The sequence below is a fragment of the Billgrantia pellis genome, from assembly GCF_008297955.1.
Taxonomy (GTDB): domain Bacteria; phylum Pseudomonadota; class Gammaproteobacteria; order Pseudomonadales; family Halomonadaceae; genus Halomonas; species Halomonas pellis.
This window is the reverse complement of the sequence record NZ_VTPY01000005.1, coordinates 451,291-469,952: the sequence shown is the minus strand read 5'-3', so window position 1 is coordinate 469,952 and position 18,662 is coordinate 451,291. Positions and strand designations below refer to the sequence as shown.

Genomic DNA, 18,662 nt, shown 5'->3' with positions numbered 1-18,662 from the left:
ACACGCATACGACGACGCCTCCCGGCGTGGCGGGAGGCGTCGAAGGAAGAGCGCTCGAATCGGTCAGCCGCGCGCGAGTCTCAGCGCCACGAACAGCGAGCGCCCCTCACGGTAGAGCCGTACCGGCACCGCGCGATCGGTAGGCATCGATTCGATCAGCTCACGTAGCTGGGCGCCACTCTCCACGGCCCGGTGATCGACACTGACGATAACGTCACCGGGCCGTATGCCGGCTTCGGCGGCAGCGCCGCCGGGATCGACCTCACGCACCATAACGCCCGAATCGAGCCCCAGACGGCTAAGTTCCTCCTTCCCGAGTTCGGCTACGGCAATACCCAACCGCGCTTGGGAATTGCCACCATTTTTCTCGCCTCCGCCGGTCTCGCTGTCGGGCCAATCGCCGATGGTCACCTCGAGGCTCTGACGCTCGCCGTCGCGCAGGATGGTCAGCTCGGCTTCCTCCCCCGGGGTTACCCTGCCGATCAGGCGTGGCAGGTTGCGCGAACGCTCGACCTCTTCCCCATCGACCTCGAGCACGATGTCACCCGCCTGCAGACCGGCGCGAGCCGCCGGGCCTTCCGGGTCGAGATCGGCGATCAGGGCACCGCTGGGGCTATCCATGCCGAACGACTCGGCCAGATCGCGTGAGACCGGCTGAATCATCACGCCCAGCCAGCCGCGGTGCACGCGACCGTCTTCGCGCAGTTGGTTGGCGACATCCATGGCCACGTTGATAGGGATGGCGAACGACAGCCCCATGAAGCCACCGCTACGGGTGAAGATCTGCGAGTTGATCCCCACCACTTCGCCGTCCAGATTGAACAGGGGGCCGCCGGAATTGCCGGGATTGATGGCCACGTCGGTCTGGATGAACGGCACGTAGGCGTCGCGTGGCAGCGTGCGGTTGATGGCACTGATGATACCGGCGGTCACGGAGTGCTCGAAGCCGAACGGCGACCCGATGGCGGCCACCCATTCACCGACTTGCAGCGTATCGGAATCCCCCATCCGCAGGGTGGGCAATCCCTCGGCCTCAACCTTGAGCAGCGCCACATCGGTCTGGGTGTCAGCCCCCACCAGCTCGGCCGCGAGTTCGCGACGATCGTTGAGGCGTACGAGAATTTCATCGGCGCCCTCGACCACGTGGGCATTGGTCAGAACATACCCGTCTTCGCTGATGACGAACCCGGAGCCCAGCGATTGGCGCTCCTGATCACGCCCGGGGCCGGGCTCGCCCCCCGGGGGCATGGGAAGACGGTCGCCAAAGAAATGCCGGAATATCTCCGGTATTTCCTGGCCACCGAACCCGTGAAAGGCCTGATCTCTTCCCGGCACGACGCGCGTGGACGAGATGTTGACCACTCCGGGAGCGGCTTCCTTCACTAGCCCCGTGAAGTCGGGCAGCTCCCGAGCGAGCGCCGCTTGGCTGGAAACGAACAAGGCCAAGAGAAACGCCCAAAGGGAAACGTGTCGCATCATTGGCTTCATATGAGCTCCTGCATCAGCGTACATCGATTATTTGCATCACAAACGATTTCTGAGGCATACCACCTACGCTTTCAAGGCGTCCAGCAGTGCGAACCCAAGTGCGTCAGGGCACGCTAGCCTTCTTCTTCGTCTGCCGACGCCCCGTTCCAGACGAGATTGTCGGCGACCTGAACCAGCACTCGTGGCGGCAGCTCTCCCATGACCACCACCTGCATGGCCTGGTCCGAGGAGGCGACATGCCGCACCACGGCGAGTGAAATCCCCAAACGATGGAGGCCGGGAATGAGCCGCTCACGCCCCTCTTCGATGGGTTCGACGAAAAGGCTGAGCGTAGAGAGGCCGTCACTGTAAATGCGATGCGCGACCGTATCGTCGTGCTGCTCCACATCGGTATCCACCGGCTGGTCGATGAAGCCTTCCGGCAGCCAGCCGGGTTGCCACGCCTGACGTGGCGGCGCTCGTCGATCGTCCAGCACCACGCCGCCCTCGTGCAGCTGTGGCGGCTGCAACTCGGTGAGCTGGAAGGTCTCGACCACCCGACCGCGATCGTCGATCAGTTCGCGCTTGAGCGGCAGCGCCGTTTCGGCGTCTAGCCAGAGACGCTGCCCAAAGCGCATGCCATCGAGCGGCTCGATGTCCAGGCGAACCGCACTGCGATTGGCAATGCGCTCGTCATTGCCCATGCTCAGGCGATAGTAACGGTCAATATGACGGGAGATGCCCGCCGGCGACGCGGGAGCGTCGTCCTCGCTATCGGCCCAGGTCATGCGCCCGATACGGCCGTGACGCTCGAAAAAGACCGACGGTCCGTCAAGAAACCGCGCGACTTCCCGCTCGATGCCGTCGCGGATGTCGTGGGATAGCGCCAGGGTGCGGACGCCATCGATACCGATGCGAACCGCACGTGCCTGGAAGACGTGGCAATGGCTGGCCCAGAGGCTGCGCTCGAACCATTCCAGCGCCGAGTCGGGCATGTCCCAATCGGCCAATTGACGGCAATCGAATCGCTCGGGATTCGATTCCGAAAAGACCGCCGGCTCGGCACCGGCAGGTAACTGGTACGCCAGGAGTGCGAGGCTACTCAGCACGGCCAGGCGTCTTGCGCTACGCCTGCCCGGCATCAGCGTTGCCCCAGCGTCTCGCTACCCGAAGCACGTAACAAGGGCATCCATGCATCGCCGCTGCGGTAGGTGGTGCCCTCGGCGTGACGGTCGAGATAGGATTGCAGCAGTCGTGCCTGTTCCTGATCGGTATGCGACTGGCGCGGATTCGGCGTCAGGAAAAGCGGCCTGTCAGCGCCCACGCCGACGGGCATGGCGCCGGACTGAGCACTCGAAGAAGCGGCTGGCGAGAAGAGGGGCATGCCGACCGGCGAAGCCTGGACGCCGACGCGCGAGACCAGGCTGGGCTGCGACTGCCCGACGGATGACGGTGACTCGCTCTCGGCAAGCTCCGTACCGCTGCCGCTACTGCGTGTGAAATCGCTGCCACTGTAAAACTGTACGCCGGTAATCACCATCAGGGTGACGGCAGCAGCGATGCCGGCGCTGCGGGCGAAGGGCTGGGTGCGCCGCGATACGAAAGGCGTCTCTTCCCGAAGCGGAACCGGCTCCTGCTCCAGCCGGGCCATGATGCCGGCCGAGATATCCATGCTGACATCGATGTCATGATCCCGCCGCATCAGGCTGCGCATCAAGTGATAGCGTCGCCATGCGTCGGCTGCGTCCGGCTCGTCCTCGAGAGACTTGAGCACTCGACGCAGCTCGAGATCATCACCTTCGCCGTCCATCAGGGCAGAAAGCGACTCCCGTGCATTCTGACTCATTCCTCACACCCCCACATTGTCAAGGCACCCCGCCTTGCAACCAATGATTTCGGCATCCCGAACACCTTCGTCTGGGATACCGGCAGCCCATATAGCCGTCGCCAAGCGACGGTCAATGCTTCAGACGCCATCGACGCGAGACAGTTCAGCGAAGAGGCGAAAACCCGTGAAAAAAATCATTCGGTCACCGATTCCCGCGTCCTGGCGGTGGTCACCAGTGGCTGAATGTGTTGATCGACTGCCTCCCTGGCACGGAAGATACGCGAGCGTACCGTCCCCACCGGACATTGCATGATATTGGCGATATCCTCGTACGAAAGTCCGTCGAGTTCGCGCAGAGTAATGGCCGTACGCAGGTCGTCGGGCAGGTTCTCGATCGCCTCGAATACCGCTGCCTCGAGTTGGTCGCGTGCCAGCGAAGACTCCGGCGTCTCGATATCGGCGAGCCGGCCGCTGTGATCGAGGATCTCGGCATCGACGATATCGAGATCGCTGCCCGGCGGTCTGCGCCCCTTCGATACCAGATGATTCTTTGCGGTATTGATGGCGATGCGGTACATCCAGGTATAGAAGGCGCTCTCGGACCGAAAGTTGCCCAGCGCCCGGTAGGCCTTGATGAAGGCCTCCTGAGCCACATCCTGCACCTCGGCGTGATCCTGGATATAGCGACCGATCAGCCCGATGATCTTGTGCTGATATTTCTTTACCAGCAGGTCGAAGGCTCGTGTATCGCCCTTCTGCGCGCGCTCGACGAGCTGTTGATCGGTTTCCCGGTTGCCCATTCACATGCCCCCTGGCCGGGAGCTGCCCTGACAGGACGGGCGTAACGGAAGCGTCGTAACGGAGTCTGCATGCATGGTATCAACCTGGAGCCAGTTTGGCCGCTGAAAGTCCCTGGACGAATTCGTCTTTCGTTGAAGCAAGTGTTCCTGTTTCTTGGCCGCGCATCAAGCCGGCCGCCATGCGCCGGCGCTGTGACAAGCGCGCCAACGTCGGGTTCCGTTGCGATTGCGGTTTTCCTCCTCGGCGGGTGTATAGTAGTTCTCCCACTTGCCTTCAACGCATCACGACACAGGTAGCAACATGTCAGATCAGCAGGTCAGCAACCTCAACGTTCTGTCCCAGGACGTCCTGATCACGCCTCAAGCGCTCAAGAATGAAATTCCCTTGACCGAAACCGCCGAGAGGATGGTGATCGAGGGCCGCCGGACGATCCAGAACATTCTCGACGGAAGCGACCCGCGCCTGCTGGTGGTGGTTGGCCCTTGCTCGATCCATGACGTGAATGCCGCTCTCGATTACGCCCGCCGATTGCGTCGCTTGGCTGATGAAGTCAAGGAAAGTCTCTACATCGTGATGCGCGTCTACTTCGAGAAGCCCCGCACGACGGTTGGCTGGAAGGGCCTGATCAACGACCCTCACCTGAACGGTTCGTTCGAGATCGAGGAAGGTTTGCACATCGCGAGACGGCTGCTGGTGGAGCTGTCCGAGCTCGGTCTACCGCTGGCCACCGAAGCCCTCGATCCCATTTCCCCCCAATATCTGCAGGACTGTATCAGCTGGTCGGCGATCGGCGCACGCACCACCGAATCCCAGACGCATCGCGAAATGTCTTCGGGCCTGTCCAGCCCCGTCGGTTTCAAGAACGGCACCGACGGCAGCCTGGATGTGGCGATCAACGCCTTGCAGTCGGTCTCGCATCCTCACAATTTCCTGGGCATCAACCAGAGCGGCCAAGTGGCGATCATTCGTACCCGCGGCAACGCTTATGCTCACGTGGTGCTGCGTGGGGGCAACGGCAAGCCCAACTACGACAGCGTCAGCGTCGCGCTCGCCGAGCAGGAGCTGCGCAAGGCGGGGGTGAAGCCCAACATCATGATCGACTGCTCCCATGCCAATTCCAACAAGGACCCGGCGCTGCAGCCGCTGGTGATGGAGAACGTCACCCACCAGATCCTCGAGGGCAATCGCTCGATCATGGGGCTGATGGTTGAATCCAATCTTGGCTGGGGCAGCCAGAAGATTCTCGACGATCACAGCCAGATGCAGTACGGCGTCTCAGTCACCGATGCCTGCATCGACTGGCCTACCACCGAGGAGGTCATGACACGCATGGCCCGCAAACTCATGCCGTTACTCGAACAGCGCCAGGCGAGCTGAACCGACGCATCCCTCATCGGCAGGCCCGCCGGAACGGGCCTGCTGCGCTCATGCCGCTCAGGAAGTCTCGAAACCGTCGATCTCGCGCCGGAAGGGAGGCAGCGCATCGAGCAGCGCCCGACCGTAGCGACGGGTGAGCACGCGGCGGTCGAGCAGCGTGATGCGCCCCTGGTCGGCCTCCTTGCGGATCAGCCGGCCGCAGGCCTGCACCAGCTTGATCGAGGCGTCGGGCACGCTGATGCGCATGAAGGGGTTGCCGCCCCGACTCTCGATCCACTCAGCAAGCGTCGCGCCGACGGGATCGTCGGGTACGGCAAACGGCAGCCGGGTGATCACCACATGGGTCAGGTAGTCGCCCGGCAGGTCGATGCCTTCGGCGAAGCTCGCCAGGCCGAAGATGATACTGCCCTCCCCGGCATCCACTCGCGCTCGATGGCGCTCGATCAGTTCGCGCTTAGGTAGCCGATCCTGTGCCAACACCCGCTCGCGCCACTTCGCCGGCAGCGTCTTCTCCACCGCACGCAGTTGGGCCCGCGACGAAAACAGCATCAGCACCGCTTCCTTGTCACCCAGTTCGGTGACGAAATCGACGATGGCGCGCTCGTGGGCGTCGCGATTGCCGGGATCGGCGGCCAGACGCGGCACGCTGAGCACCGCGCGGGAGTAGTCGAAGGGGCTCGGCAGACGCTGGTAGCGGTAGCGATTAGCGAGCCCGGCCCGCTCCTGCAGGCGCTCGAAACGACCCAGCGCGGTGAGCGTGGCCGAGGTCACCACGGCACCGAAGCAGCTCCCCCACAGGCTCCTGGCCAGGGTCGGCGCGGCCGACACGGGGCTCGCCGAGAAGGTCAGTTCGGGATCGGCGCCGAAGCGCTCGAGCGTCAGCCAGCGCGCCCGCGGCGCCTCACCGTCCCTATCGATCTCGGCATACGCCTCCCACAGACCATGTGCCTCCAGTGCCCGCCCATGCAATAGCGCCAGCAGCGGCAGCCACGCCTCGGCCTGCTCGCGCTCGAGCCCGGTGTGCTTATCGGGGTCGAGGCTCTCGCGCAGGATATCGCTCATGGTTTCGAGCGTACGCGAGAGTTCGGCGAAGCCCACCAACAAATGGCCGGCGTGCTCGCATAGAGCATCGGGCACTCGGCCCATCTCGAAGCGATACTGGTGGCTCTCCTCGCCCTCCTCCAATCCGTGGACACGCCCCGCCAGTTGATGCCCCAGCGAAAACGCCTCGCCCAGGCGCGGCTCGAGTGCCGCGATGTTTTCCGGCAGACTGGCCAGCAGCCGCGCCAGGGTTGGCTGAATGGCCAGCGCCTGATTCAGCTCGGCCAGCGATTTCTTCAGATTGCCCAGCCAGCGCAGCGTGCCGTTGACGCCCACCCGGTGGGCGAAGTGGGTCAGCGCCTTGTCCGGAAGATGATGGCCTTCATCGAAGACGTAGATGCAATCGCCGGGAGGCGGCAGCACCACGCCGCCGCCCAGCGACAGGTCGGCCAGCACCAGGTCGTGATTGGCTACGATGATGTCGGCGTTCTCGAGGTCGCGGCGGGCGCGGAAGAAGGCACAAGCCCCGAAGTGGCCGCAGCGGCGGTTGGTACACTGACGGTGATCGATGGTCAGGCGCCGCCAATCGGTATCCTCGATGGCTGCCGGCCAGCTCTCGCGATCCCCTTGCCAGCGACCGCTGCCGTAGGCGTCGGCCATCTCCTGCACCAGTGCCAGGAAATGATCGCCGGCGCCCTGGGCCAGGCTCTGCTCAAAAAGCGACAGGGTCGGGTTGTCCTCGACGCCATCGAGCGCCTGCTCCAGGCGTGTCAGGCAGACGTAGCGTCCGCGCCCCTTGGCCAGGGCGTAGTCGAAGTCGAGCCCGCTGTGGGCCTTGAGGGTGGGCAGGTCCTGCAGCAGCACCTGTTCCTGCAGAGCAATGGTCGCTGTGGCGATAACCAGGCGCTTGCCCTTGGCCTTGGCCACCGGCAGCGCTGCAAGCAGGTAGGCCAGGGTCTTGCCGGTACCTGTGCCCGCCTCGAGCACGCAGACGTGCTCGTCGGAGAGCCGCCGGCCGGCCTCGTCGACCTCGATGGCGCTGAGCGTGCGGGCGATCTCGGCGATCATCAGTCGCTGGCCGTAGCGTGGCGTCAGCCCCTGGGCCTCCAGCACGCGGCGATAGGCGGCCTGTATCTCACCCTTCAGGGCCTCGTCCAGCATGACCGTTACAGCAGTCCTTCGGGCGGATGCACGCAGGGCAGCTTGTCCTGAATGTAGCGCTCGATTTCCGGCAGCGAGAAGGCATCCTCCTCTCCGACGAAGCTGATCGACACCCCGGCAGCCCCAGCGCGACCGGTACGGCCGATACGATGCACGTAATCCTCCGGATCCTCGGGCAGGGTGTAATTGATCACGTGGCTGACATCTTCGATATGAATGCCGCGGCCGGCCACATCGGTCGCCACCAGTACCTGCACCTCGCCCTCTCGAAAACGCTCCAGCGTCTTGATGCGCTGATTCTGCGGCACGTCGCCGGAGAGCATCGCCACATTGATGTCGGCCTTCTTGAGCAGGCTCTCCAGCTTGCGCACCAGGTCACGCCGGTTGCCGAACACCATCACCCGGTCGAAGCTCTCCTGCTTGAGCAAGTTGACCAACAGGCGCGGCTTGTCGTCGTCGCTGACCATGTAGACGCGCTGATCGATGTTGGCCTTGTTGTCCACCGTGACTTCGATCTCGACGTGAGTCGGCTGGTGAGTCCATTGGCTGGCCAGGTTGAGAATGTCCTGCGAGAACGTTGCCGAGAACAGGAAGGTCTGGCGCTCCTCCTTCTTCGGCGTATGCCGGATGATGCGCTTGACGTCGGGAATGAAGCCCATCGACAGCATGCGGTCGGCCTCGTCGAGCACTAGAATCTCGATCTGGGAGAGATCGACGTCGCGCTTCTCGTGGAAGTCGAGCAATCGTCCGGGTGTCGCCACCAGGATGTCGAGTTTCTTGCCCAGGTGTTCGCGCTGCTTCTGATAGTCCATGCCACCCACTACGCTGGCGACATTGAGGTCGGTGAAGCGTGCCAGTGCCTTGGCGTCCTTCTCGATCTGCAACGCGAGTTCGCGGGTCGGGGCCACGATCAGGGCACGCGGTGCGCCGGGCTTCTGGCCATCCGGCGCCTCCTCTTCGAGAAAATAGGCCAGGATCGATATCAGGAACGCCGCCGTCTTGCCGGTGCCGGTCTGCGCCTTGCCTACCACGTCGCCGCCCAGCAGAGTGTGGGTCAACGCCTCGGCCTGAATCGGCGTGCAATACTCGAAGCCCAATGCATGAATGGCGCGCATCAGGGGCAGCGGCAGGTCAAAGTCGTGAAAACGCCACTTGCCCGCCACGGCAGGCACCTGAAACTGGCGCAGATCCCAGTTCGACTGGCGGCGACGCGGCTTGCGACGACGACGCTTGGGCTTGCGGTTCTCGGCCGGGGCTGTGGTCTGTTCCGACTCGCTCATAAGCTGTGTGTCTTGTCCGTAGCAATGGGTGAAGAAACGCTGCGCTTCAACTCGCTCGTCGATTCGGTCAGCGTTTCCTGAACTTCTTACAGCCGCGTATTGTACCAGCCAATGGCGCCGAGGGCGCGTCCCTTGCAACGGACTGGTAGAATGCCCCTTCATGCTGCCAACGACCTTCATGGAGCCAGGCCTGATGACACGCCGCAAGAAGACACGCTCGCTGGCCGACAAGGTGACCATCCGCACCGGCAAGCGCAAGGATTACAAGAAGTGGCGTCACGAGAATCCCGACCAGGTGACCTCGTCGCGACGCTTCATCCAGAAGAAACGCCAGCAGCGCAAGCTGCAGGCAGCGCGCAAGTTGGCGCGTCAGGAACAGGCGGTGAATATCGCCATCCATCCCCGAAGCGACGAAGAGAACAATGAGGAGCGCGGCGAGTGATACGTCTGGTGTCGTTCAATATCAACGGAGTGCGCGCCCGGCTGCATCAGCTCGAAGCACTGATTACCACGCATCGTCCGCTGGTGATCGGACTGCAGGAAACCAAGGTTCACGACAGCGAGTTCCCCTGCGAAGCGGTACAGGCGATGGGCTATCACGTGCACTTTCACGGCCAGAAGGGGCACTACGGCGTTGCTCTGATGTGTCACCAGACGCTCTGCCCCGAAGGCCCTGAAGCGGTGTTCTTCGGACTTCCCGACGATGGTGAAGAGTCCCAGCGCCGCCTGATCGGCGCGCGCCTGCGCACGGCAGACGGTCAGGCGTTGACGGTGTGGAACGGCTACTTCCCGCAGGGGGAGAACATCGACCACCCGACCAAGTTTCCCAACAAGCGGGACTTCTATGCACGCCTGACCGGAATGTTGAAGGAGCGGCATCGCCCCGAGGAGCGACTGGTGGTCATGGGTGACTTCAATATCTCGCCGGAAGACATCGACATCGGGATCGGCGAGGCCAACCGCAAGCGCTGGTTGCGCGAGGGCAAGACCAGCTTCCAGCCGATCGAGAGGCAGTGGCTCGGCAACCTGAAGGACTGGGGCCTGACCGACAGCTACCGGGTCCTCTATCCGGACACGGACGATCGTTTCAGTTGGTTCGACTATCGCTCGCGCGGCTTCGAGCGCGACCCCAGGCGGGGCCTGCGCATCGATCATATCCTGGTGACCCCAGCCCTGGCCGAGCGCGTGCGGGGTGCCGGCATCGAATACGCAACGCGCGCCATGGAGCGGCCCTCGGACCACGCCCCGGTGTGGACCGATTTCGACATCTAAGATCTTATGGCCTCGCCCGCCTGGAAGGCTCCTCCTAGCGGGTCGAGAGCCAACGCGGATCGATCTCCACTCCGCGGCGTTGCGCTTGCTGCATGGCCTCTTGCGCCAGCTCGTCCTGCCCCCAGGCGTGAGCCAGCAGTCCCAAGCGCTGCCAGTCACCGCCCTCACCGCTACGCTGAGCGACCGCCCGCCAGGCTTCGAGCGCCCGCTTGCGGTCGCGGGATTCCTCCCAAGCCCGGGCTAGCAGGCGCCGGTTCGCCAGGGTATCGGGTAGCGCCTCGTCGTCCAGCGCCGCTTTCAGGTATTCGGCTGCCCGGGCCGGCGTACCGGCGGCCAGGTGTAGCTCGATGCGCTGGCGCAGATCGGCCTCTCCAGACAACACCCCGAGCCGCCAGCCGGCCTCCCAGATCGCCGCGGCCCGCTGTGCCTCGCCAATCCCCTGGGCCAGCGCCGCGGCACGCCGCCACGCGGCGGGCTCGGCCTGTGCGTTCAGCGAATCCTCCAGGTTCGCCAAAGCCTCCTGGCCCCGTCCGGCACGCTGAAACACGGCGACCGCGAGTGCCTGGCGACGCTCACCCGGATCGGCATCGTCGGCCAGGGCTCGTTCTACCCACTGCGCCGCCTCCTCCCAGCGTTTGAGTTTCGCCAATGCGTGGGCCAGGCGCCAGCGTTCCGCCGGCTCGCCGTCATGTTGCTGCAGCCAATCGCTCAGCAGCTTCACACCCCGTTCACGCTGGCCCGCGGCCAGCCGCATTCTCGCCTCCTCGCGCAGCCAGCGATCGCGCTGCTCCTGTGGCGCTTCCTGCACTTGGCGCGCCAGATGCAACTGATCAGCCGCCGCCTCGTGCCGCCCCGTGTTCGCCTCGGCTCCTGCCGCCAATTGGCGGTACAGGGCGCTGGCCCAACGGTCGGTGGCGTTGCCGCCCTCGAAGCGCCGGGCCTGGGCACGAGCGCGCTCGCCCACCCGCTCGTGTTCGCCTTGCCGTAACGCCTGCTGAAGTCGTTCCAGGTCGGCGATGATATCGCCGGACAGCGCCGGCGCCTGGGCCGCTGCCGAAGCGGCTATCAGCAGACCGGCACACGCCATGAGACGAAGTACGACACGAATCACCATGACTTACCTCAACTGGAACTCGAGGCGCTGCCGCGCGCGGCGCACGCCGTTGGCCGGTTCGAACTGCCAACGCGCCACGGCTTGTTCGGCAGCCGAGTCGAAAACGTTGCGCGGCTGCGACTCGACCACGCGTATGGAAGAACGATCGACGCTGCCATCGGGGCGAATCAGGAACTGCAGCTCCACGTGCCCTTCCAGACCACGCCGCTGGGCGCGCGAGGGGTACTCCGGCGGCACGCGATTGGTCGGGGCGATCTGCCCGACATCCACCGGCCCTTGCTCGGCAGGAGCTGGCTCGGGAGCGGCCGCGCTGGAAGCCGGAGGTGACGAGCTCGGCTCGGGAGACGGCGCTGGCTCGGGCGACGGCTCCGGGGCCGGTTCAGGTTCAGGTTCGGGTTCCGGTTGAGGCTCCGGCGGCGGTTCCGGCCGGGCCTCGCTGAGTTCGGGCAGGCTGGCGTCGAGCTCGAGCGGCTCCACCGGCTCAGGAGGCAGCTCCGGCTCCGGCATGGCGATCGAACTCTCCAGCGGCGGCAGCGGTTCCGGCTGAGGCGGTGGCGTCGCTTCCGCCTGGGGTGGCGGCGGTTCGGCGCTGGGTTCAGCCGTTTCCTCCTGCACCGGCTCCGGAGCTTCGACCATGCTTAGCGTCAGGCTCTCGTCGATCACCTCGAACGCCTCCTCCGGAGGGGTCACCAATAGCGCCAGCAGCCAGAACAACAACAGCGCCAGGGCCGCACCTCCCAACGAAGAGAGGGGTATGCGGGTCATGGCCGGCTCCGGCTCGCGGCCACCGCCACTTGCTCCACGCCGGCCTCGCGAATGCGATCCATGACCTCGATCAGCAGGCCGGTCGTCGATTCGCGATCGGCCTGGATCACCACCGACCCGCCATCGCTCACCAGCCCGGCCACTTCGCCTCCGACGCGGTGCAGGTCCATGGGTTGGCCATCGACCCATACCGCGCCTTCGGGAGTGATCGCCACCATCACCTGAGCATCGGGTTGGGGACTGGCGGCACTGGATTCGGGGCGCTGGATCTCCACCCCGCTCTCCTTGATGAAGCTGGTCGTGACGATGAAGAAGATCAACATGATGAACACGACATCCAGCATCGGGGTCAGGTTGACCTCGCTGGTCTCGCTGTCGTCGGCGACAAGGCGACGTCTACGCATCGGATTCCTCCACGGCGCGAGCCAGGCGGTCGTGCAGGCGCTGGTCCTCGCGTCGAATGATGTGCTCCAGCCGGCTGGTGAAAAGTAGCCCCACCACCGCCACCGCCATGCCCGCCAGCGTCGGCAGGGTGGCTCGTGCCACGCCGTCCGCCATGGCCCGCGCCTGGCTGGTATCGCTGAGGGCCAGGCTGTCGAACACGGCAATCATGCCGGTCACGGTGCCCAGCAATCCCAGCAGCGGGCATAGTGCCACCAGCAGTCGCAGCCATGGCAATGGCCGGCGCAGCCGACCGATCAAATCACGGGTCCACGCCTCGCGAAGCGTCAGGGCGCTCCAGCTCAGATGGTCACGGCGTGCCGCCCAGCGCCGGATCAGCGCCCGTCGCGCACGGCGATAAGTGATGCGGAAATACCACACACGCTCGAGGGCCAGGCTGAACAGCAGCATGGCGACCAGTACGATCACCACCAGGACCGAGCCGCCCGCCTCGACCAGGCGCTCCAACGGTTCAAGCCAGGGCGGCATCGCGGCGCGCGCTCCCGGTGGTGGTGTCCGGTCCGCTGGGACGGCTTTCGAGATGCTCGGCCAGGGCGGCACTGGCTTGTCCCTCCACCAGGCCAGCCAGATGGCGGCTACGGCCGGCCAACGCGGTATGCGCGAATAGCAGCGGCACAGCGGTAATCAACCCCAGCACCGTCGTGACCAATGCCTGACTGATGCCACCCGCCATGAGCTGCGGATCGCCGGTGCCGAACACGGTGATGGCCTGGAAGGTGACGATCATTCCGGTCACGGTGCCGAGCAAGCCCAACAGGGGTGCCACGGCCGCGAGCAGCTTGACCAGCGGCTGACCGCGCTCGAGGCGCGGCAACTCGGCGAGCACGGCCTCATCGAGACGCGCCTCCAGCGCTTCCGGCACCGGGTCGTCCCGTAGTGCACGGAAGCGCAACAGCACGCGCCCCAGCGGATTGTCGTCACGCAGAATGCTCAGGTCGCGCAGCTGACGACGCATGGCCAGGCTGATGCGCAGCAGGTAGGCGTATTGCAGGAGGGCCACCAGCAAACCGATGACGCCCAAGCCCACGACGACATAGCCTACCGCCCCCCCCTGATGAAAACGCTCAACCAGGTTCGGGCGCTGCGCCAGTGCGGACAGCACTTCCCCTCGGGTCGGATCGAGTGCCAGGGAGCGCGACTCGCCGGCATGGAAGGCGGCCAGGCGGGAGGCAACCTCACGCGGGGTACGCTCCACCACCGACAACGCCTCGTCATCCGCGCCGCGGCGGAGCAGATGCGTTTCGGTGAAGGCGGCGAAGTCGCCCAGGCCTACGATCTGTCGCGGTGCGATCTCGCCACTGGCCGCCGCTACCGGGGCTTCGAAACGAACCACCCGCCCCGTATCGGCAGTGAGTTCGATCAGACGGTCGGCAAAGGTTTCCAGGTGTTCGAGTGATAACACTTCGGCATCATCGAGACGTGGCGGAAGTTCACCGGTTCCCGCGACCAGCCAGCTGTCCGCCAGGCTATCGCGCAGCTCGCCGCTGTGCTGCTTCAGCGACGCCAGGATGGCCTTCAGGTCGTCGCCCTGTTCCTCCTGTCTGGCATCCAGCTCGGCCTGACGCTCGTCCAGCGCCTCCGCCTCGGCCTGCAGTTCTGCGTTGCGTGCCTCGGCAGTTTCATGTGCGGCGCGGGCTTCCTCGAGAGCGGACTCGAGCGCCTCGCGGTCCTCGATCAGTTCGGCCAAGCGCGCTCGATCACGGGCTTCGGCGGCCTCTCGTTCGGCACGCAGGGTATTCAGCGGTTCGGATTGAGCCTGAGCCGTGCCCGGAATGGCCAGGAGACCGGCGATCAGCAGGCCGACAACGTAGCGTGGCGTTCTCATGAATCGCCCTCCCCAGTGCTTTCGAGCGGCTGCGAGATTGGCAGCGTCAACAACTCGGGCGCCCGACGATCGCGAGCGATACGCAGACCATTGCGCACCTCGCGGCGCTGGGCCTCGTCGAGCGGCACCCAGCGCTCCGACGCTACCTCCCAGACACCTCCCTCACGACCATCGGGTGTCAGGTAGTAGAAGCCGATGCGCCCCAGACGCAGGTAGTCGACTTCACGCCGCCCTCCCTCGCTATCCTGGTAACCGCGCCAAGCGTCGAATTCGCGTCCGTACTCCAGCTCGGTCCGCCATGCCCCAACGATGCGCTCCCAGCGCTCGGCAGAAGTCGGTTCGCCATCCATGGCCTGTAGGCTTGCCACGCGAGCACGGCGCTCGTCGCGCAGAAAAGGCATGTCGTCGTCGACCCACTGCGCCAGACGCTCGACGAGTCGTGCCTGCAGCGCCGGCAGAGCGTCCCGCGTCTCCTCCAGCGTGCCCAGGGCAGCTTCGCGCCGCTCAAGCGCGTCGGCCCGTCGTTCCAGGCGTGGTGCGAGCTCGGCGTTCTCGCGTTCGAGGCGGCGATTGGCTCGTTCCAGCTCACGCAGCTCCGCGAGCATGGCACGGGATTCGTCGTCGGCCTCGTCGATGCGTGCCTGCAGTTCGGCCTGGTTGCGCTGGGCCTGAGTGGCTTCCTCACGCACATCAGGGTCGGCGGTGGACGCCGTAACAAGCCCCAGCCAGAGCAGGCTTGCGAGGCAGGGGTAGCGAAACGATCTCACTGATGTAACTCCCGAGACGGTAACGGCGAACGGTAGCCCTGGGTGGGCGGCGTAAGATGATGCCATTAATGATAATAGTTATCAATCCTCGCCAAAAACCTCGTCCACCGGCCATGCCCCTCTCGGAAGAATCACGACCCGCCATAGCTGACCCGGGAACAGCGTAAGGAAAGTTAGGTTTTTCTTGCCAATTGAAGCGAATCGAACCGTTATATTCGCATTGTCCTGCCCGTTAGAACGCTTCCAGGGACGACAGTGGGCGAATGACTGCCCGGCCAGGCGAGCGCCATCCCTTGCACTCGCAGGTGCTTGTCTTCTACCGCAGCCGACACTCTGCCCGCCTCCGGCGGCCTGCTTCATTCCTAGCAATGGCGGTAGCTTCATGCGTCCCTTCATCGATACCTCTCTCAGCAGCCAGTGGAACGGCGGCTTCGTGATGGAGATCTTCATCACCAACCAAGGAACCCAATCGATCGTCGACTATCGGGTCGACTTCACACTCGACGGCACCATTACCGATATCTGGGACGGAGTCATCGATGGCCGAACCGATGGCCGCTATACCATTGTCGACGACGATAACCACGATATCGCTCCGGGCGAGACCGTGCGATTCAAATTCAAGGTACTGACCGAGAGCGGCATGATGCCTTCCGAGCTGACGGTCAACGGCGCCATTCCCAAGTTCTCCCCCGAAGCGGAAACGCTGCTGATCGCTGAGGTCGCCGAGACCCAGTCGGTCGAGCCCAGCCCGTTCGACGGCAATGGCGAAGCCACCGTCGGCCCCGAGATCACTGCCGCCGAGCTGCAGGCGCTGATCGACGCCGCCCCGGAAGGCGCCGTCCTGCACCTTGCCGCCGGCGACTATCGATTCGACGCCATGATCACCGTCTCGCGCTCCGACATCGGTATCGTGGGGGCCGGGCGCGGCGAGACGCGCATTATCTTCACCGATGAAGCCCTCGCCTCCGGCAGTGCGCATGCCTTCCTCGTGGAGAACAAGGCGACCCAATTCGCCGGTTACCTCAAGCAGAACGCCGCCATGGGCGACGACACCTTGTCGCTCAAGACGAACCATGGCCTGCAAGCGGGCGATATCGTACGCATCTGGCAGGACAACACGGAAGAATACTTCGCCGAGATCGGCGATACCTCCTGGCAGAAACTGAATGCTCCGTTGCGCACCAGCATGGCCACGGTGGTTGCTGTCGATGGCGGCACCGTCACCCTCGATCGCGGCGTGCACTTCGACTTCGATGGCGGCGCAGCCAAGGTACAGCGTTACGATGCGCTGGAGAATGTGACCCTACAGGGCTTCACGGTGGGCTACGAACTGGGCTCTCCCGACAAGGCCGAGTTCAGCAATACGCTCTCCGACCTGACCCATTACCAAGCGATCAAGCTGAGCGGCACCGTGGGTGCTCGGGTCGAAGACATCGAAGTGATCGACGGCCCCTCCACCGCCTTCGAGTTCGCCCTCTCCCTCGATCTGCATGCCGACTCACTCGGCGCGCACGGTGCCTTCAACAAGGGCAGCGGCGGCAACGGCTATGCCTTCGAGCTGCGCGAGAGCTACGACGGCGTCTTCACCCAGCTCGAGGACACGGGCATGCGCCATAGCGTGCTGTTCGCCTCGTGGCGCTCCTCGGTGGGCAACGATATCCATGTGCGTGCCACCGACCGCGACATCAACTTCCATGGCGGCCAGGATCACGGCAACACCGTGCATGTCGAACAGTCGATTCGCGACGCCGATGCCGACGGCCTCTCACCCGTGGTGTGGTACAACGATGGCGGCGAGACCTTCGGCGCCATCACCGAGGCCGGTGCCAACCAGATCCGCTTCGATTACGTGGTCGGCTCACGCCGCGATGACCTCATCCAGGGGACCGACAACGGCGTCTATCTCGACGGGGCCTTGGGCCATGACACGCTCATTGGCGGCGCCGGTGACGACCTCCTGCGCGGTGGACTCGGCAACGACGTTCTCGAGGGTGGTGCCGGCTTCGATATCGCCCACATGGAACAGAACTACGACGCTTACGCCGTTCGGTTCGGCGACGACGGCAGCCTTCAGCTTGCGGGAGGCGGCGGAGACACCGATACGTTGCTCGGCATCGAAAGGGTGCTGTTCGCCGATGGCATCGTGCTCGATGCCGCTACTCGCAGCCTCTCCCAGGGAGAAGCACCGAGCGCCCCCACGCCAGCGGATATCCTCGCCGACTCGGAACAGGACACCAACGACACCACCGTGTCGTCTCCGGCCTCGAGCACCATCGAGTCCGAGCCGGTGGTTTCCGAAGAACCAATGAACGAGCCCACTATCACCGCCAGCGAAATGGAAGTGGTGCTGAGCATGGTCAGCCGCTGGTCAAGCGGCTACGTGATGCGCGTCGAGATCGCCAACCACTCGGACAGCGATGTGGCGAGCCCCGAGATCACCTTCGCGCTGCCTGCGGAGATTACCACCTTCTATGGTGCCACTCTGCTGGCGCGTGACGGCGACACGTATCGGATCGCCTACGACGGCAGTGATGCGCTAAAGGAGGCCAGTGTCATGCGCTTCTCCTTCAAGGCGTACGCGCCTACCAGTGAAGCGCCTACCTCGCTCACCTTGAACGGCACCGAACTGACGCTGCACCCGGAGGCGTTGGTTGCCGGCGAAGCGGCAGATCCCGCGCTGTTCGATGCGCTCGATCCCGCCTCCACGGCGGCGGATTTTCTGGCGCTCACCCGCAATATCACCAAGACCTGGTCGGGCGGCTACATGTCCGAAATATGGGTTACGAACACCTCGGACGTCATCATCGAGCAGCCATCGGTGAGCTTCCACCTGCCGGGGACCATTACCGACATATGGAACGGTGAATATACCGCCACTGACGAAGGCTATGTCGTGAACGCTATCAATGGCGGCACGGCGCTGGAGCCCGGCGAGACGTGGCGCGTCTCCTACAAGGTACGCGACGACAGCTATGCCCTACCCGAAAACCTCGACGCCGAAGGCGAGCTGGTTGGCGTACCCACAGCGACAGACGATAGCCTCATCGGCGGCGAAAGCGACGACGCCCTTCTGGGCACAGCGGCCAGCGATACCCTCTACGGTGGCCTGGGCGCCGACAGCCTGACCGGCGGCGAGGGGGGCGACCGCTTCGTCTACCTCTCGACCTTCGAGTCCACGGCCTTCGATAGCGACATTATCGTCGACTTCGATCGCGACGCAGGTGACCTGATCGACCTCTCGGGCATCGATGGCGATCTCACCACCGAAGGCGAGCAAGCGTTCGCTTGGGTCGGCAACGCTGCCTTCAGCGGCACTGCCGGTGAGTTGCGCAGCGAGGGCGGCCTGATCCAGGGCGACGTCAACGGCGATGGCGTCGTCGACCTGCAGGTCGACGTCCTGGGTATCGATAGCCTGCGCACCGAGGACTTCATGCTCTAGGCACAGCAAGCGAATCCACGCCCGACCCTGTGTCGGGCGTTTCATCAGGGCTACCGTGCT

General features: G+C 64.5%; 16 protein-coding genes. 4 read left to right on the top strand and 12 right to left on the bottom strand.

All coding sequences use genetic code 11. The features are described from left to right. Nucleotides 1–63: 63 nt before the first annotated feature. From F0A17_RS15335 to rpoE, 4 genes are all read right to left on the bottom strand, one after another. Nucleotides 64–1,488, bottom strand: a complete 1,425-nt coding sequence (locus tag F0A17_RS15335) for a DegQ family serine endoprotease (RefSeq protein WP_149329197.1) — start codon at nucleotides 1,486–1,488, stop codon at nucleotides 64–66. Between the two features lie 113 nt (nucleotides 1,489–1,601). Then, a complete protein-coding gene (locus F0A17_RS15330) occupies nucleotides 1,602–2,576 on the bottom strand; it encodes a MucB/RseB C-terminal domain-containing protein (protein ID WP_228716925.1) in 975 nt (324 codons plus the stop codon). 32 nt (nucleotides 2,577–2,608) lie between these two features. After that, complete coding sequence (locus F0A17_RS15325) at nucleotides 2,609–3,313, bottom strand: sigma-E factor negative regulatory protein (RefSeq protein ID WP_149329195.1); 705 nt, start codon at nucleotides 3,311–3,313, stop codon at nucleotides 2,609–2,611. A gap of 176 nt (nucleotides 3,314–3,489) precedes the next feature. Beyond that, nucleotides 3,490–4,095 carry an RNA polymerase sigma factor RpoE gene (rpoE, locus tag F0A17_RS15320; protein ID WP_104205060.1) on the bottom strand — a complete coding sequence of 202 codons (606 nt, stop codon included), beginning with the start codon at nucleotides 4,093–4,095 and terminating at the stop codon, nucleotides 3,490–3,492. 301 nt (nucleotides 4,096–4,396) lie between these two features. Here rpoE and F0A17_RS15315 point away from each other — a divergent pair, with 301 nt between their 5' ends. Further along, nucleotides 4,397–5,473, top strand: a complete 1,077-nt coding sequence (locus tag F0A17_RS15315) for a 3-deoxy-7-phosphoheptulonate synthase (protein WP_149329194.1) — start codon at nucleotides 4,397–4,399, stop codon at nucleotides 5,471–5,473. A 57-nt stretch (nucleotides 5,474–5,530) separates the two neighbouring features. On the opposite strand, the gene dinG is transcribed toward F0A17_RS15315, so the two are convergent. Together dinG and rhlB are read right to left on the bottom strand one after the other, a co-directional pair. Continuing rightward, nucleotides 5,531–7,675, bottom strand: coding sequence for an ATP-dependent DNA helicase DinG (gene dinG / locus F0A17_RS15310; protein ID WP_149329193.1), 2,145 nt, complete (start codon nucleotides 7,673–7,675; stop codon nucleotides 5,531–5,533). Between the two features lie 5 nt (nucleotides 7,676–7,680). Further along, complete coding sequence (gene rhlB, locus F0A17_RS15305; protein WP_149329192.1) at nucleotides 7,681–8,955, bottom strand: ATP-dependent RNA helicase RhlB; 1,275 nt, start codon at nucleotides 8,953–8,955, stop codon at nucleotides 7,681–7,683. A 193-nt stretch (nucleotides 8,956–9,148) separates the two neighbouring features. Between rhlB and F0A17_RS15300 the strand changes: the two genes are divergently transcribed. Together F0A17_RS15300 and xthA are read left to right on the top strand one after the other, a co-directional pair. After that, a complete protein-coding gene (locus F0A17_RS15300) occupies nucleotides 9,149–9,397 on the top strand; it encodes a hypothetical protein (RefSeq protein ID WP_149329191.1) in 249 nt (82 codons plus the stop codon). Next, nucleotides 9,397–10,227, top strand: a complete 831-nt coding sequence (gene xthA / locus F0A17_RS15295; protein WP_149329261.1) for an exodeoxyribonuclease III — start codon at nucleotides 9,397–9,399, stop codon at nucleotides 10,225–10,227. Before F0A17_RS15300 ends, xthA begins: the two co-directional genes overlap by 1 nt. A gap of 34 nt (nucleotides 10,228–10,261) precedes the next feature. Here xthA and F0A17_RS15290 read toward each other — a convergent pair whose 3' ends face one another. The 6 genes from F0A17_RS15290 to F0A17_RS15265 are packed head-to-tail and all read right to left on the bottom strand — an operon-like array spanning nucleotide 10,262 to nucleotide 15,160. Further along, nucleotides 10,262–11,341, bottom strand: coding sequence for a tetratricopeptide repeat protein (locus F0A17_RS15290; protein WP_228716924.1), 1,080 nt, complete (start codon nucleotides 11,339–11,341; stop codon nucleotides 10,262–10,264). Between the two features lie 3 nt (nucleotides 11,342–11,344). Next, on the bottom strand, nucleotides 11,345–12,106 hold the full coding sequence (locus F0A17_RS15285; protein ID WP_149329190.1) for an energy transducer TonB: 762 nt from the start codon (nucleotides 12,104–12,106) through the stop codon (nucleotides 11,345–11,347). Continuing rightward, complete coding sequence (locus F0A17_RS15280; RefSeq protein ID WP_149329189.1) at nucleotides 12,103–12,510, bottom strand: ExbD/TolR family protein; 408 nt, start codon at nucleotides 12,508–12,510, stop codon at nucleotides 12,103–12,105. Before F0A17_RS15280 ends, F0A17_RS15285 begins: the two co-directional genes overlap by 4 nt. Next, nucleotides 12,503–13,036, bottom strand: coding sequence for a MotA/TolQ/ExbB proton channel family protein (locus F0A17_RS15275; RefSeq protein WP_149329188.1), 534 nt, complete (start codon nucleotides 13,034–13,036; stop codon nucleotides 12,503–12,505). Before F0A17_RS15275 ends, F0A17_RS15280 begins: the two co-directional genes overlap by 8 nt. After that, nucleotides 13,020–14,393 (bottom strand): MotA/TolQ/ExbB proton channel family protein, encoded by a 1,374-nt coding sequence (locus tag F0A17_RS15270; protein ID WP_149329187.1) that lies wholly within the window; start codon nucleotides 14,391–14,393, stop codon nucleotides 13,020–13,022. Before F0A17_RS15270 ends, F0A17_RS15275 begins: the two co-directional genes overlap by 17 nt. Then, a complete protein-coding gene (locus F0A17_RS15265; protein ID WP_228716923.1) occupies nucleotides 14,390–15,160 on the bottom strand; it encodes a DUF3450 domain-containing protein in 771 nt (256 codons plus the stop codon). The genes F0A17_RS15270 and F0A17_RS15265 overlap by 4 nt, the downstream gene beginning before the upstream one ends. A gap of 382 nt (nucleotides 15,161–15,542) precedes the next feature. On the opposite strand from F0A17_RS15265, the gene F0A17_RS15260 reads away from it, so the two are divergent. Continuing rightward, on the top strand, nucleotides 15,543–18,602 hold the full coding sequence (locus F0A17_RS15260) for a cellulose binding domain-containing protein (protein WP_149329185.1): 3,060 nt from the start codon (nucleotides 15,543–15,545) through the stop codon (nucleotides 18,600–18,602). Nucleotides 18,603–18,662: the final 60 nt, after the last annotated feature.